This window comes from Lelliottia nimipressuralis, from assembly GCF_041464075.1.
Lineage (GTDB): Bacteria > Pseudomonadota > Gammaproteobacteria > Enterobacterales > Enterobacteriaceae > Enterobacter > Enterobacter nimipressuralis.
The window spans coordinates 120239-134329 of the sequence record NZ_CP167172.1 but is presented as its reverse complement, the minus strand read 5'-3'; the positions used below and the strand labels follow the sequence as shown (position 1 = coordinate 134329).

The 14091-nt window shown below is 55.7% G+C and carries 15 protein-coding genes; 8 read left to right on the top strand and 7 right to left on the bottom strand.

Going from position 1 to position 14091, the window contains the following annotated elements; translation table 11 throughout:
- Nucleotides 1–2 precede the first annotated feature (2 nt).
- The 3 genes from ACB496_RS00650 to ACB496_RS00640 form a co-directional block, all read right to left on the bottom strand.
- Nucleotides 3–611, bottom strand: a complete 609-nt coding sequence (locus ACB496_RS00650; RefSeq protein ID WP_102105046.1) for a glutathione S-transferase — start codon at nt 609–611, stop codon at nt 3–5.
- A gap of 62 nt (nt 612–673) precedes the next feature.
- Entirely contained in the window at nt 674–1810 is a 1137-nt protein-coding gene (locus tag ACB496_RS00645; RefSeq protein ID WP_371973994.1) for an HlyD family secretion protein, read from the bottom strand.
- A 2-nt stretch (nt 1811–1812) separates the two neighbouring features.
- Nucleotides 1813–2169, bottom strand: coding sequence for a DUF3302 domain-containing protein (locus ACB496_RS00640; protein ID WP_371973992.1), 357 nt, complete (start codon nt 2167–2169; stop codon nt 1813–1815).
- 659 nt (nt 2170–2828) lie between these two features.
- Between ACB496_RS00640 and ACB496_RS00635 the strand changes: the two genes are divergently transcribed.
- From ACB496_RS00635 to trmL, 8 genes are all read left to right on the top strand, one after another.
- Nucleotides 2829–4739 (top strand): PTS mannitol transporter subunit IICBA, encoded by a 1911-nt coding sequence (locus tag ACB496_RS00635; protein WP_102105050.1) that lies wholly within the window; start codon nt 2829–2831, stop codon nt 4737–4739.
- Between the two features lie 83 nt (nt 4740–4822).
- Nucleotides 4823–5986, top strand: a complete 1164-nt coding sequence (mtlD, locus tag ACB496_RS00630) for a mannitol-1-phosphate 5-dehydrogenase (RefSeq protein ID WP_107702516.1) — start codon at nt 4823–4825, stop codon at nt 5984–5986.
- Nucleotides 5983–6573: a mannitol operon repressor MtlR gene (gene mtlR, locus ACB496_RS00625; protein ID WP_102105052.1), complete on the top strand. Its 591-nt coding sequence runs from the start codon at nt 5983–5985 to the stop codon at nt 6571–6573. Before mtlD ends, mtlR begins: the two co-directional genes overlap by 4 nt.
- A 57-nt stretch (nt 6574–6630) precedes the next feature.
- Nucleotides 6631–6993, top strand: a complete 363-nt coding sequence (locus ACB496_RS00620) for a YibL family ribosome-associated protein (protein ID WP_100778172.1) — start codon at nt 6631–6633, stop codon at nt 6991–6993.
- 268 nt (nt 6994–7261) lie between these two features.
- Nucleotides 7262–8917: an L-lactate permease gene (gene lldP, locus ACB496_RS00615; RefSeq protein ID WP_102105053.1), complete on the top strand. Its 1656-nt coding sequence runs from the start codon at nt 7262–7264 to the stop codon at nt 8915–8917.
- Nucleotides 8914–9687 (top strand): transcriptional regulator LldR, encoded by a 774-nt coding sequence (lldR, locus tag ACB496_RS00610; RefSeq protein WP_100778174.1) that lies wholly within the window; start codon nt 8914–8916, stop codon nt 9685–9687. The genes lldP and lldR overlap by 4 nt, the downstream gene beginning before the upstream one ends.
- The gene (gene lldD / locus ACB496_RS00605; protein ID WP_100778175.1) at nt 9684–10871 is read left to right on the top strand and encodes an FMN-dependent L-lactate dehydrogenase LldD; all 1188 of its coding nucleotides are present in this window, start codon (nt 9684–9686) and stop codon (nt 10869–10871) included. Before lldR ends, lldD begins: the two co-directional genes overlap by 4 nt.
- Before the next feature lie 39 nt (nt 10872–10910).
- On the top strand, nt 10911–11384 hold the full coding sequence (trmL, locus tag ACB496_RS00600; protein WP_371973988.1) for a tRNA (uridine(34)/cytosine(34)/5-carboxymethylaminomethyluridine(34)-2'-O)-methyltransferase TrmL: 474 nt from the start codon (nt 10911–10913) through the stop codon (nt 11382–11384).
- 37 nt (nt 11385–11421) lie between these two features.
- Here the strand turns inward: trmL and cysE are convergent, their stop codons facing one another.
- The 4 genes from cysE to grxC form a co-directional block, all read right to left on the bottom strand.
- A complete protein-coding gene (cysE, locus tag ACB496_RS00595) occupies nt 11422–12243 on the bottom strand; it encodes a serine O-acetyltransferase (protein WP_059180464.1) in 822 nt (273 codons plus the stop codon).
- A 79-nt stretch (nt 12244–12322) separates the two neighbouring features.
- Nucleotides 12323–13342, bottom strand: coding sequence for an NAD(P)H-dependent glycerol-3-phosphate dehydrogenase (gene gpsA, locus ACB496_RS00590; RefSeq protein WP_100778177.1), 1020 nt, complete (start codon nt 13340–13342; stop codon nt 12323–12325).
- Nucleotides 13342–13809, bottom strand: coding sequence for a protein-export chaperone SecB (gene secB / locus ACB496_RS00585; RefSeq protein ID WP_100778178.1), 468 nt, complete (start codon nt 13807–13809; stop codon nt 13342–13344). The genes gpsA and secB overlap by 1 nt, the downstream gene beginning before the upstream one ends.
- Before the next feature lie 33 nt (nt 13810–13842).
- On the bottom strand, nt 13843–14091 hold the full coding sequence (grxC, locus tag ACB496_RS00580) for a glutaredoxin 3 (RefSeq protein WP_100778179.1): 249 nt from the start codon (nt 14089–14091) through the stop codon (nt 13843–13845).

Here is a 14091-nt window from a genome sequence, read left to right as displayed (position 1 = left end):
CGTCAAGCCTTTGGTGGTTCGGTGCGGGCAAAGCTTTCGCGGCTAAAGAGCGTTTCGGCCAGTTTGACCAGCAGCGGGCGATCCACGCACCAGCCGGGAGAAACGCGGCGGAAATTGAGATAGCCAATCGCGCAGGCGATGGCGATGGTCGCCAGATTGAGCGCGTCGGTTTTGAGTTTTCCGTCCTGAAGCAGCTGTTCGCACATATCAAGACTGCGGCTGATTTTTTCCCGCTGACGCACCAGCTCCGCTTCGGATTGCTGCGCGGCAGGTCGCGCCTGTTCACGCACCGACACCAGCGCCGCATCCATGATGCCGTCGGCCAGCGCTTCGATCTGTTTAATCGCCAGCGCCGCTTTCGGCTCACGGGGCACCATCGCCGGGGCAATCCCGAGCAGCTCGATGTACTCGGCAATAATTGGAGAATCAAACCAGGTTTCGCCATCATCGGTTACCAGCGCCGGCACTTTCCCGAGCGGGTTGTACTGTGCCACGCCGGTTTCCGCGTGATAGGGCTGTTCGTTCACAAACTCGAACGTGATGCCTTTTTCCAGCAGGAGAATCGAAATCTTACGTACGAAGGGGCTGGTGTAGCTGCCGATGAGTTTCATTGCCTGATCCTTTACGCCAACAAAAGTGTAAGTATGGATCAGGCAACAAAAAAAGCAGAACGTTAATGGTCGAGATACAGGTAATGCATCCAGCTGGTCATGCGCAGCAGCACTTTCCTCATGACGGAGACGTGCGCGAAGTGGTCGGAATAGACCGCCACCTGGGCATAAATCCCGTCAGGGAGGGCATCGACGTCCGCGCTAGGGTCCAGATCGATAGTGGCAAGCACGCCGTCTGTGCCAGGTACCACCGTCAGGGATTGCAGCGAACCTTGCGCCTGGTAGGAACCGCCCGGTACGACCGGCAGAATGCTGCTCAGTTTGCCGTGGAATACTTGCCCCGGTAGCGCGTTAAAGACCACTTCCGCGTCATCGCCCGGTTTCAGGCGCAGCAGAGAGTTCTGGCGGAACTGAGCGACAATCTGGCGTTTTTGGTCAGGAATAAAGACCATCACCGGGCGCAGCGGAAGTGCAGCGGCATAGGTGCCGGGGCGAATCAGCACCTGAGTGACATAACCATCGCTCGGCGCACGCACCACCGTTTGTTCGAGGTTGTACTTCGCCTCGGTCAGCTGTGCCCGCAGGCTGGCAATCTGCGACTGCTCGCCGTTGACCATGCTGTCTAACTGGCTTTTGATTTGTGCCTGATCGGCCACCGAGGCTTTCACCATCGCATCCTGCGCCAGATAGTTTTGCTGTGCGTTGTCGATATCGCTTTCAGAAAACGGGTTTACCTTCGCCCGGCTGCCTTTCAGATAGCGCTGGTAATCCTTAAACAGGCGGTCGCGCTCTGCGGAGACGCGGGTGGTATTGGCCTGCGCTTCCGACAGCTGGCCTTTCAGCACGTCAATATTGTAGGTGGCGGTGACCAGATCAGCCTGCAGTCTGTCGACTCGGGCCTGATAGCGAACCGGATCAATTTTAAATAACACGTCGCCTTTTTTAATTAGCTGGTTATTTTTATCCGTTACTTCACTCACCACCCCGGTCACTTGCGGCGTGATCGGAATAGAAATCACCGCTTTTTGCGCCGTAAATGTATAAGGGTGGTTATAGTTCATTAATAAGATCAAACCGGCGACGATAAATACCCCACCTAATGCGGCGGTAGCGAGCGTCCACTGGTTAACCGGAATACGGAAGATTTTAAAGATCGCCCAGGCAAACGCGACATAGGTCAGAATAATTAGCAGATCCATGATTAGCTCTCCGGCGTATTTTTTTCTGCGGGCGTTGGCTCCGCGGCTAGCCGGTGTTCCAGCTCAGTAACGCGTCTGGTGAGGGCATCAATATCGGGTTGCTGCGGGGACTGCGCAATGTGATTTTGCATCCCCCATCCGCGCTCGGGCTGGTACAGCGTGGCCCAAATCCACAGGAATGGCCAGATGATATGCAGCGTAAACAGGCTGACCCAGCCCGCTGTATGGATCGCATCGGCATGGGGATGATTACGCTTTTTCGCCATCAAATAGGGGATATCATGAATCGCAATGATCCCATAAAAAATGACCAGAAAAACGAAAATCAATACGCCCAGCGCGAAATAGTTAAGGAACATATTTGCCTCACTAAAATAGCTTCAACTCTTTAAAAATATTAAATGGTAAGCAACCAAATTAATTTCTTACTGTGCAATTTCTTTGCACATATAAATTAGAGCCGTGGAGTATTATTATTAAAATATCTCCGCGCAAGTTTAATAGCGTGACAAAATATATCCTGACTAATAATCTACTTAATCTTACATTAGCAGATTAATCCTCATTACGCTTTTTCTCCATAACACTAAGGGATGAAACCATGTTGAGGAAAATCAGTGACTGGATTACAGCCTGGCTGAATTGACAAAACAGAAGTGGGCGGCGATCACACCTGGAGAATTCTGCCTTCAAATTTATTGTGAAGATGATCACAAACATCCAACAAACCCGCCAACACAAAATGTGATATCAATCACATAAAAGCGTCAATCCTGGCGGATTATTCCCCTGTGTATTTTTTTTACACACCACATTTGTGACGAAGATCACTTCAATTTTAGCCCCACCCCCTACATTTACGTGATTTAGATCACACAAAATTTCGCTGTCTGGACAGTTGAACGATTCAGTGCCAGATTTCACAGCATCAGAACAGGGCTCGGCTACCTCTGCCGCCGCACATTAACGATAAACCTCGGGCCGCAAGCCTAAGCGTAAACAGAAGAAGGGGTGTTTTATGTCATCCGATATCAAGATCAAAGTGCAAAGCTTTGGTCGTTTCCTGAGCAACATGGTGATGCCAAATATCGGCGCGTTTATCGCGTGGGGTATCATCACTGCGTTATTTATTCCGACAGGGTGGTTGCCGAACGAAACGCTGGCGAAACTCGTTGGCCCAATGATTACCTATCTGCTGCCACTGCTCATCGGTTATACCGGTGGTCGTCTGGTTGGCGGCGATCGCGGCGGTGTGGTCGGGGCTATCACCACCATGGGCGTTATCGTCGGTGCGGATATGCCAATGTTCCTCGGTGCGATGATTGCAGGTCCTTTAGGCGGCTGGGCAATTAAGAAATTTGACGTCTGGGTTGATGGCAAGATCAAATCCGGTTTCGAAATGCTGGTGAACAACTTCTCCGCTGGCATCATCGGTATGATCCTGGCGATTCTGGCGTTCCTGGGTATCGGTCCTGCGGTTGAAGTGCTGTCGAAAGTGCTGGCTGCGGGCGTTAACTTCATGGTCGTTCACGACATGCTGCCGCTGGCCTCTATCTTTGTAGAACCAGCGAAAATCCTGTTCCTGAACAACGCGATCAACCACGGTATCTTCTCACCGCTGGGTATTCAGCAGTCCCATGAACTGGGCAAATCCATCTTCTTCCTGATCGAAGCTAACCCAGGTCCGGGTATGGGTGTTCTGCTGGCGTACATGTTCTTCGGTCGCGGCAGCGCTAAACAGTCTGCTGGCGGCGCGGCTATCATCCACTTCCTGGGCGGTATCCACGAAATTTACTTCCCATACGTGCTGATGAACCCACGTCTGATCCTGGCCGTTATCCTCGGCGGTATGACTGGCGTGTTCACTCTGAGCGTGCTGGGCGGCGGTCTGGTTTCTCCTGCATCTCCGGGTTCTATCCTGGCGGTTCTGGCGATGACGCCAAAAGGTGCCTACTTCGCTAACATCGCGGCAATCTGCGCGGCAATGGCTGTCTCCTTCGTGGTTTCCGCAATCCTGCTGAAAACCAGCAAAGTGAAAGAAGAAGACGATATCGACGCTGCGACCCGTCGTATGCAGGATATGAAAGCCGAATCTAAAGGCGCTGCAACGCCGCTGACTGCGGGTGACGTCTCTAACGACCTGAGCCATGTGCGTAAAATCATCGTAGCCTGTGATGCCGGTATGGGTTCAAGCGCTATGGGTGCTGGCGTGCTGCGTAAGAAAGTCCAGGATGCGGGCCTGACCAACATCTCCGTGACCAACAGCGCAATCAACAGCCTGCCACCGGATGTCGACCTGGTCATCACGCACCGCGATCTGACGGAACGTGCGATGCGTCAGGTTCCACAGGCACAACACATTTCACTCACGAACTTCCTCGACAGCGGCCTGTACTCTAGCCTGACCGAGCGTCTGGTGGCGGCACAGCGTCACACCGACAACGAAGTGAAAGTCCGTGATAGCCTGAAAGACAGCTTTGATCCAAACGACAGCCACCTGTTCCGTCTGGGCGCTGAAAACATCTTCCTCGGCCGCACCGCGAGCCACAAAGAAGAAGCGATTCGCTTTGCGGGTGAGCAGCTGGTGAAAGGCGGTTACGTCGAGCCAGAATATGTTGATGCGATGCTGGCGCGTGAGAAACTGACGCCAACGTATCTGGGTGAATCCATCGCGGTGCCACACGGTACGGTTGAAGCGAAAGATCGCGTTCTGAAAACCGGCGTGGTGTTCTGTCAGTACCCGGCAGGCGTGCGCTTCGGTGAAGAAGAAGACGACATCGCCCGTCTGGTGATTGGTATCGCCGCTCGCAACAACGAGCACATCCAGGTGATTACCAGCCTGACCAACGCTCTGGATGATGAATCCGTCATTGAGCGCCTGGCGCAGACCACCAGCGTTGAAGAAGTGCTGGCGCTGCTGAACAAGTAACAGCGTCCTATCCCCTCTCCCAAACGGGAGAGGGTTAGGGTGAGGGAAATGCCTCACCCCAGCCCTCTCGGGTAAAAACATTGATGAAGGTTAATACTATGAAAGCATTACATTTTGGCGCAGGTAATATCGGTCGTGGTTTTATCGGCAAACTGCTGGCAGACGCGGGCATTACGCTGACATTCGCCGATGTGAATCAAGTGGTGCTCGACGCCCTGAATGCCCGTCATAGCTACCAGGTTCACGTCGTGGGCGAAAACGAGCTGGTTGAAACCGTCTCGGGTGTGAATGCCGTCAGCAGCATTGGCGACGACGTTATTGACCTGATCGCCAGCGTTGATCTGGTGACCACCGCCGTCGGTCCGGTTGTGCTTGAGCGTATCGCCCCTGCCGTCGCGAAAGGTCTGGCAAAACGTAAAGCCCAGGGCATCACCACGCCACTGAATATCATCGCCTGTGAAAACATGGTGCGCGGTACCACGCAGCTGAAAGGCCACGTTCTGGCCGCCGTCGCCGACGAAGATAAAGCCTGGGTCGAAGAGCACGTTGGCTTTGTTGATTCCGCCGTGGACCGTATCGTCCCGCCGTCTGAATCCGCCACTCACGATCCGCTGGAAGTGACCGTTGAAACCTTCAGCGAGTGGATTGTTGATAAAACTCAGTTCAAAGGCCCGCTGCCGACGATCCCGGGTATGGAATTAACCGATAACCTGATGGCATTTGTCGAACGCAAACTCTTCACGCTGAACACCGGGCATGCTATAACCGCGTACCTCGGAAAATTGGCCGGTCATCAGACCATTCGTGATGCGATTCTCGATGAGAAAATCCGTGCGGTGGTAAAAGGTGCGATGGAAGAGAGCGGCGCGGTCCTGATCAAACGCTACGGTTTTGATGCCGAGAAGCATGCGGCATACATTCAGAAAATCCTCGGTCGTTTTGAAAACCCGTATCTGAAAGATGACGTTGAGCGCGTCGGTCGTCAGCCGCTGCGTAAACTGAGCGCTGGCGATCGTCTGATCAAACCGCTGCTGGGCACGCTGGAGTACGACCTGCCGCACGCCAACCTGGTTAAAGGGATTGCGGGCGCCATGCACTATCGCAGCGAGCAGGACCCACAGGCGCAGGAGCTGGCTCAATTGATCGATACCAAAGGCCCGCAGGCGGCACTTGCCGAGATTTCAGGGCTTGAGGCCAATAGTAGCGTGGTTGTGGAGGCGGTTAACGCATATAACGCAACCAAATGATTCAGGATCAGGCGCAGGTTCTCCTGCGCCCGAACGACAGATTGTCAGATATGCAGGCAATAATGGAACAAACCCAGGCCTTTGAAAACCGTGTGCTTGAGCGTCTGAATGCTGGCAAAACCGTACGAAGTTTCCTGATTGCCGCCGTCGAGTTACTCACCGAGGCGGTGAATATTCTGGTACTTCAGGTGTTCCGCAAAGACGACTACGCGGTAAAATATGCTGTAGAACCGTTACTGGACGGCGACGGACCGCTGGGCGATCTGTCGGTGCGCCTGAAGCTCATTTATGGCCTCGGCGTCCTCAGCAGGCCCGAGTATGAAGACGCGGAACTGCTGATGGCCCTGCGCGAAGAGCTAAATCACGACGGTAATGAGTACGCTTTTACCGACGATGAAATTCTCGGGCCGTTTGGTGAATTACACTGCGTCACCGCCCTGCCGCCGGCCCCGCATTTCGATAACAGCGATCCTGAACTGTATGCGATGCAAAAGCTTCGTTATCAACAGGTTGTGCGTTCTACGATGGTCCTTTCCCTGACTGAGCTGATTTCACGAATCAGCTTAAAAAAAGCGTTTCAGAAGTAACCCTGCGCACATTGGTGTATCCTTCCCTTAATTCCCCCGTTTTTAGAGCTATATGTGATGAAAGAAGTCGAAAAGAACGAAATTAAACGCCTGAGCGATCGCCTGGATCTGATCCGCCACCAGCAGGCTGATATGTCGCTGGTTGAGTCCGCTGAGAAATACGCTGAGCTGGAAAAAGAGAAAGCGACGCTGGAAGCGGAAATCGACCGTCTGCGTGCCGTGAAAGGCCACAAGCTGAGCAAAGAAGCGCAGAAGCTGATGGACATGCCGCATCGCCGTGCGATCACCAAAAAAGAACAGGCCGATATGGGCAAGCTGAAAAAAAGCGTGCGCGGCCTGGTGGTTGTGCACCCGATGACCGAATTGGGCCGTGAAATGGGCCTGAAAGAGATGACCGGCTTTTCGAAGACGGCGTTCTGATTTAGCTGCCGGGTGGCGCCATGCTTACCCGGCCTGCCCCCCTCCCCTTAAAATTGGCCCAACCAATCCCCTGACCAATACTTCCCTGGTTCACACTTCCATTATTTCTGCTCACAAAATCATTGCCCATCCATAACATTTGATTAACCATTTGTTGTCATTACCCCTACATCACACTATTGGCAGGACCACTTTTACACAAACTGTGACGCTGAGATGAGCGCAGACTCACCGCGAAGCGGAATGTGTGGTCCTCAGGAGACCTGCAATGAGCCTCTGGCAACAAAACTACGATCCGGCCGGTAACATCTGGCTGTCGAGCCTGATCGCATCGCTACCGATTCTGTTCTTCTTCTTCGCGCTGATTAAGCTCAAGCTGAAGGGCTATCTCGCCGCAACCTACACCGTCGCGATTGCGCTGGTGGTGGCGCTGTTCTTCTACAAAATGCCGGTCGATCACGCCCTGGCGTCGGTGGTGTATGGTTTCTTCTACGGATTGTGGCCAATCGCCTGGATCATCATCGCGGCGGTGTTTGTTTATAAAATCTCGGTGAAGACCGGGCAATTCGACATCATTCGCTCGTCGATTCTCTCCATTACCCCGGATCAGCGCCTGCAAATGCTGATTGTCGGTTTCTGCTTCGGCGCGTTCCTCGAAGGGGCGGCGGGCTTTGGTGCGCCTGTGGCGATCACCGCTGCGCTGCTGGTGGGTCTCGGCTTTAACCCGCTGTATGCTGCGGGCCTATGCCTGATCGTTAACACCGCCCCGGTAGCCTTCGGCGCGATGGGGATTCCCATTCTGGTCGCCGGGCAGGTCACCGGTTTAGACAGCTTCGAAATCGGCCAGATGGTGGGGCGTCAGCTGCCGTTCCTGACCATTATCGTGCTGTTCTGGATCATGGCGATTATGGACGGCTGGCGCGGCGTGAAAGAGACCTGGCCTGCGGTGGTGGTGGCGGGTGGTTCGTTTGCTATCGCCCAGTATCTCAGCTCGAACTTTATCGGCCCAGAACTGCCGGACATCATCTCGTCGCTGGTATCGCTGGTCTGCCTCACCCTGTTCCTGAAGCGCTGGCAGCCGGTGCGCATCTTCCGCTTTGGCGATATGGGCGCGGCGCAGGTCGATCAGACTCTGGCACGCACCCATTACAGCGTCGGCCAGATTGTGCGCGCCTGGTCGCCGTTCCTGTTCCTGACCGCGACGGTCACCCTCTGGAGCGTCCCGCCGTTCAAAGCGCTGTTCGCCCCTGGCGGCGCGCTGTACGACATGGTGATTAACATCTCCGTGCCGTTCCTCGACAAAATGGTTGCCCGCATGCCGCCGGTCGTTCACGAAGCGACGCCATATGCTGCGGTCTATAAGTTCGACTGGTTCTCTGCAACCGGCACGGCAATCCTGTTTGCGGCGATTCTTTCAGTAGTGTGGCTGCGCATGAAACCGGCGGCGGCTATTCAGACCTTTGCCAGCACGCTGAAAGAGCTGGCGCTGCCGATTTACTCTATCGGTATGGTGCTGGCGTTCGCGTTTATCTCGAACTACTCCGGTTTGTCATCGACGCTGGCGTTAGCCCTAGCCCATACGGGGCACGCCTTCACCTTCTTCTCGCCGTTCCTCGGCTGGCTGGGCGTGTTCCTGACCGGTTCCGATACGTCATCCAACGCCCTCTTTGCCGCGCTTCAGGCGACCGCCGCGCAGCAGATTGGTGTTTCGGACGTGCTGCTCGTCGCGGCGAACACCACCGGCGGCGTGACCGGCAAAATGATCTCCCCGCAGTCCATCGCCATTGCCTGTGCAGCGGTGGGACTGGTGGGTAAAGAGTCGGACCTGTTCCGATTTACCGTCAAACACAGCCTGATTTTCACCTGCATGGTGGGCGTGATTACCACGCTTCAGGCCTACGTCTTAACCTGGATGATTCCATGATAGTGATGCCCAGACGCCTGTCCGACGAGATTGCCTCTCGCGTGCGGGCGCTGATTGAAGAACAACAGCTGGAAGCGGGCATGAAATTGCCCGCGGAACGCCAACTGGCGGCGCTGCTTGGCGTGTCGCGTAATTCACTGCGCGAAGCGCTGGCGACGCTGGTCAGCGAGGGCGTGCTGCTCAGCCGTCGCGGCGGCGGGACCTTTGTCCGCTGGCAGCACGACGACTGGTCTGAGCAAAACATAGTTCAGCCTCTTAAAACGCTGATGGAGAACGATCCGGATTACAGTTTCGATATCCTCGAAGCCCGCCATGCCATTGAAGCCAGCACCGCCTGGCACGCGGCGATGCGCGCCACGGACGCCGACAAAGAGAAGCTCAAAGCCTGCTTCGAGGCGACGCAGAGCGATAACCCAGATATCGCCTCGCAGGCGGACGTGCGTTTTCACCTCGCCATTGCCGAGGCCTCACACAACGTGGTGCTGCTGCAAACCATGCGCGGTTTTTTCGATCTGCTGCAATCCTCTGTTAAGCAGAGCCGCCAGCGCATGTATCTCGTCCCTCCGGTCTTTGCCCAGCTCACGGAGCAGCATCAGGCCGTGCTCGACGCCATTCTAAAGGGCGACGCCGACGCCGCGCGTAAAGCGATGATGGCCCATCTCGGTTTCGTCCATACCACCATCAAACGATTCGATGAAGATCAGGCCCGGCAGGCGCGCATTACCCGCCTGCCCGGCGATCATGATATTTCCAGGGAGAACAAAGCATGATTATTTCCGCAGCCAGTGACTATCGCGCAGCGGCGCAGCGCATCCTGCCCCCATTCCTGTTCCACTACATCGACGGCGGGGCGTATTCCGAATACACCCTGCGCCGCAACGTGGAGGACCTGTCCGAAGTGGCGCTGCGCCAGCGTGTGCTGAAAAACATGTCCGATCTGAGTCTGGAAACGAAGCTGTTCAACGAGACGCTGTCGATGCCTGTGGCACTGGCACCCGTTGGCCTGTGCGGCATGTACGCTCGTCGCGGTGAGGTGCAAGCGGCGGCGGCGGCTGATGCCAAAGGTATCCCGTTTACGCTTTCGACAGTCTCCGTGTGTCCGATTGAAGAGGTGGCACCGACCATTAAGCGCCCGATGTGGTTCCAGCTGTACGTCCTGCGCGATCGTGGCTTTATGCGTAACGCCCTTGAGCGTGCCAAAGCGGCAGGCTGTTCAACGCTGGTGTTTACCGTCGATATGCCGACGCCGGGCGCCCGCTATCGCGATGCCCACTCGGGTATGAGCGGCGCGAACGCGGCCATGCGTCGCTACTGGCAGGCGGTCACGCATCCGCAGTGGGCGTGGGATGTGGGCGTCAACGGTCGTCCACACGATCTGGGTAATATTTCGGCGTACCTCGGTAAACCGACCGGGCTGGAGGATTATATCGGCTGGCTGGCGAATAACTTTGATCCGTCGATCTCGTGGAAAGATCTGGAATGGATCCGCGAGTTCTGGGACGGCCCGATGGTCATCAAAGGCATTCTCGATCCGGAAGATGCACGCGATGCGGTGCGTTTTGGCGCAGATGGCATTGTGGTGTCGAACCACGGCGGGCGTCAGCTTGACGGCGTGCTCTCCTCCGCGCGCGCGCTGCCGGCCATCGCCGACGCAGTGAAAGGTGATATTGCGATTCTGGCCGACAGCGGCATCCGCAACGGGCTGGACGTGGTGCGCATGATTGCCCTCGGCGCTGACAGCGTGCTGCTGGGCCGGGCATATCTGTATGCGCTGGCGACGCATGGTCAGGCGGGCGTGGCGAATCTGCTGAACCTTATCGAAAAAGAGATGAAAGTGGCGATGACGCTGACCGGGGCTAAAACCATCGGTGAGATCAGCAAGGATTCGCTGGTGCAGGAGCTGAGTAAATTACCGGCGGCGCTGGCGCCTTTGGCGCGAGGGGACGCGGCGTAGGGAAAGTGGTATCCTGCCCCCGCATTTTAAGGGGGCAGCATGCTTAACATCGTTTTATTCGAACCAGAGATTCCACCGAATACCGGGAATATCATCCGCCTGTGCGCCAACACCGGTTTTCGTTTGCATATTATCGAGCCAATGGGGTTTGCGTGGGATGACAAACGCCTGCGCCGTGCCGGGCTGGATTATCACGAATTTACCGCCGTGGTCCGCCATCACGATTACGCCGCGTTTATGGAAGCGCAAAAGCCGCAACGTATGTTTGCCCTGACGACGAAAGGCACGCCTGCACACAGTGCGGTGAGCTATCAGGAAGGCGATTATCTGATGTTTGGTCCGGAGACGCGCGGGCTGCTTGCCACTATTCTTGACGCCCTGCCTGCTGAGCAAAAAATCCGTATTCCGATGATGCCGGACAGCCGGAGCATGAACCTGTCGAACGCGGTGTCGGTGGTGGTATACGAAGCCTGGCGCCAGCTGGGGTATGCTGGCGCGGTATTACGAAGCTGATGTTGTCGGGTAGCGGTTCGCTTACCCGCGCGAAGTTTTAAATCCCGTCACCATACTCAAAGGTATGGTGGATACCGTTGAAGTGCTGATCCATATCCATCGCGGGCTTATCGCTCTCTGGCTTGCCAACGATACGCGCTGGCACGCCAGCGGCGGTGGTATGCGGTGGAACAGGTTGCAGCACCACGGAACCGGCGCCGATTTTCGCGCCGCGCCCCACTTCGATATTGCCGAGAATTTTCGCGCCCGCGCCAATCATCACCCCTTCACGGATCTTCGGATGGCGATCGCCGCTGGTTTTACCGGTACCCCCGAGGGTGACGGACTGCAGAATCGACACGTCATCCTCGATCACCGCCGTCTCCCCGACGACAATCCCCGTGGCGTGGTCGAGCATGATCCCGCGACCAATTTTCGCCGCCGGGTGGATATCGACCTGGAAAGTGACGGAAACCTGGTTCTGCAAAAAGATCGCCAGCGCGCGGCGGCCCTCATTCCACAGCCAGTGGCCAATACGGTAGGCCTGCAAGGCGTGGAAGCCTTTCAGGTACAGCAGCGGCGTTGAATATTTATCGACGGCAGGGTCACGCGTGCGCACGGCCTGAATATCACAGGCGGCGGAGGCGATCATTTCAGGGTCAGCGGCATACGCCTCTTCCACCACTTCGCGAATAGCGATCGCGGGCATAATTGAGGACGCCAGTTTATTGGCGAGCATATAGCTCAGGGCGCTGCCGAGGTTTTCATGCTTGAGTAGCGTCGCGTGGTAGAAACTGGCCAGCATTGGCTCGCAGTCGGCCAAAGCCCGGGCTTCGGCTTTAATATTGTTCCAGACGATATCCAGTTCTTCACACGGCATTGCATACTCCAGGCGGTATCATAATGACCGGCCAGTTCTGCGCCAGCCGGGTCATTCAGGTGACTAAGGTTCCCTGCGATTAATTACTACTGCGCTCGTCCTTGCGTGAGCGACCTAACAGCGTTAATGCTGCCTCGCGCGCATTTTTTCCGCAATACAATACCTGATAAATTTCCTCGGTTATTGGCATTTCGACACCAAAACGGTGCGCCAATTCCCGAACTTCTTTGGTATTGCGATAGCCTTCAACCACCTGACCAATCTTCTCCTGCGCGCCGATCACGTCCATGCCCTGTCCAAGCATCATGCCGAAACGGCGGTTGCGAGACTGGTTATCAGTGCAGGTCAGCACCAGATCGCCTAAACCGGCCATCCCCATAAAGGTGGCAGGATCGGCGCCCAGCGCGGTCCCGAGACGAGACATTTCAGTCAGCCCACGGGTGATCAGCGCTGTACGCGCGTTGGCGCCAAAGCCGATACCGTCGGACATCCCGGCACCAATCGCGATGACGTTTTTCACCGCGCCGCCCAGCTGCACACCGATAAAATCGGGATTGCTGTAGACGCGGAAGCTCTTACCGCAGTGCAGCAAATGCTGGAGATCGTCGGAGAAGGTCTGATCGGTCGATGCCAGAGAGATGGCCGTTGGCAGGCCTGCGGCCAGCTCTTTGGCAAACGTCGGCCCGGAGATCACGGCGAGCGGAATGTCATCACCCAGAATTTCGCGGGCGACATCCTGCAAGAGACGTCCGGTTTCCGCTTCCAGCCCTTTCGTCGCCCACACAATGCGCGCATCCGGGCGCATCAGCGCCTTGATCTGGTGCAGCACCTGGCCAAAGACATGGCTCGGCACAACCACGAGAATATTGCGGCTGGCGGCAAGCGCGGTGGCAAGATCGCTTTCGAGATGCAGCGAATCAGGGAAAGGCACGTCAGGAAGAAACGCTACGTTGCAGCGGTCGTGTTGCAACGTCGCGATATGTTTGGGATCGTGGCCCCACAGAACCACTTCGTGACCATTTCTTGCCAGAGTGATGGCAAGAGCGGTGCCGTAAGAGCCGGCACCGATCACAGTCATTGACGCATTAACTGTACTCATCAGGCATCCTGATGTTGGTCAGTACCTTCGCCAGCTTGCTGCTGCAGATAGTTCATGAACAGCGCATCAAAGTTTACTGGCGCAAGGTTCAGTTGCGGGAATGTACCGCGGGATACCAGGCTGGTGATGCATTCGCGAGCATACGGGAACAGGATGTTCGGGCAGTATGCACCCAGGCAATGCGCCAGCTGATTACCTTCGATACCGCCAACGGAGAAGATACCGCCCTGCTGTACTTCGCACAGGAATGCAGTTTCTTCGCCCAGCGCAGCGGTAACGGTCACGCGCAGCACAACTTCATACACGTCTTCTGCCAGTTGGGTAGAAGCAGTATCAAGATCAAGTTTAACCTCTGGCTGCCAATCTTTCTGGAAAACGTGTGGCGCATTTGGAGCTTCGAAAGAGACATCTTTGGTGTAGATGCGCTGGATCTGGAAACTCATTTCGTTGTTGTTTTGTTCTGACATGGAAATACCCTTTTTAATTGTCCTAAAACGCTATCACAGCAGGGGATCGAGCCCGCCGCGTGCATCCAGCGCATACAAGTCATCACAGCCGCCAATGTGCTGCGCATCAATAAAAATCTGCGGAACCGTCGTGCGGCCACTACGTTTGATCATCTCTTCACGTTTTGCCGCATCGCCATCAATGGGCAGTTCCTGGAAAGTTACCCCTTTGCTGTTTAGCAGCGCTTTTGCACGATGGCAAAACGGGCAGGTCGCTTTGGTGTAGATTTCAATATTGGCCAT

What these genes read in the sequence shown, in the direction of transcription:
- ACB496_RS00650 (WP_102105046.1), bottom strand. Translation starts at nt 611, where the DNA reads ATGAAACTCATCGGCAGCTACACCAGCCCCTTCGTACGTAAGATTTCG.
- ACB496_RS00645 (WP_371973994.1), bottom strand. Translation starts at nt 1,810, where the DNA reads ATGGATCTGCTAATTATTCTGACCTATGTCGCGTTTGCCTGGGCGATC.
- ACB496_RS00640 (WP_371973992.1), bottom strand. Translation starts at nt 2,169, where the DNA reads ATGTTCCTTAACTATTTCGCGCTGGGCGTATTGATTTTCGTTTTTCTG.
- ACB496_RS00635 (WP_102105050.1), top strand. Translation starts at nt 2,829, where the DNA reads ATGTCATCCGATATCAAGATCAAAGTGCAAAGCTTTGGTCGTTTCCTG.
- mtlD (WP_107702516.1), top strand. Translation starts at nt 4,823, where the DNA reads ATGAAGGTTAATACTATGAAAGCATTACATTTTGGCGCAGGTAATATC.
- mtlR (WP_102105052.1), top strand. Translation starts at nt 5,983, where the DNA reads ATGATTCAGGATCAGGCGCAGGTTCTCCTGCGCCCGAACGACAGATTG.
- ACB496_RS00620 (WP_100778172.1), top strand. Translation starts at nt 6,631, where the DNA reads ATGAAAGAAGTCGAAAAGAACGAAATTAAACGCCTGAGCGATCGCCTG.
- lldP (WP_102105053.1), top strand. Translation starts at nt 7,262, where the DNA reads ATGAGCCTCTGGCAACAAAACTACGATCCGGCCGGTAACATCTGGCTG.
- lldR (WP_100778174.1), top strand. Translation starts at nt 8,914, where the DNA reads ATGATAGTGATGCCCAGACGCCTGTCCGACGAGATTGCCTCTCGCGTG.
- lldD (WP_100778175.1), top strand. Translation starts at nt 9,684, where the DNA reads ATGATTATTTCCGCAGCCAGTGACTATCGCGCAGCGGCGCAGCGCATC.
- trmL (WP_371973988.1), top strand. Translation starts at nt 10,911, where the DNA reads ATGCTTAACATCGTTTTATTCGAACCAGAGATTCCACCGAATACCGGG.
- cysE (WP_059180464.1), bottom strand. Translation starts at nt 12,243, where the DNA reads ATGCCGTGTGAAGAACTGGATATCGTCTGGAACAATATTAAAGCCGAA.
- gpsA (WP_100778177.1), bottom strand. Translation starts at nt 13,342, where the DNA reads ATGAGTACAGTTAATGCGTCAATGACTGTGATCGGTGCCGGCTCTTAC.
- secB (WP_100778178.1), bottom strand. Translation starts at nt 13,809, where the DNA reads ATGTCAGAACAAAACAACAACGAAATGAGTTTCCAGATCCAGCGCATC.
- grxC (WP_100778179.1), bottom strand. Translation starts at nt 14,091, where the DNA reads ATGGCCAATATTGAAATCTACACCAAAGCGACCTGCCCGTTTTGCCAT.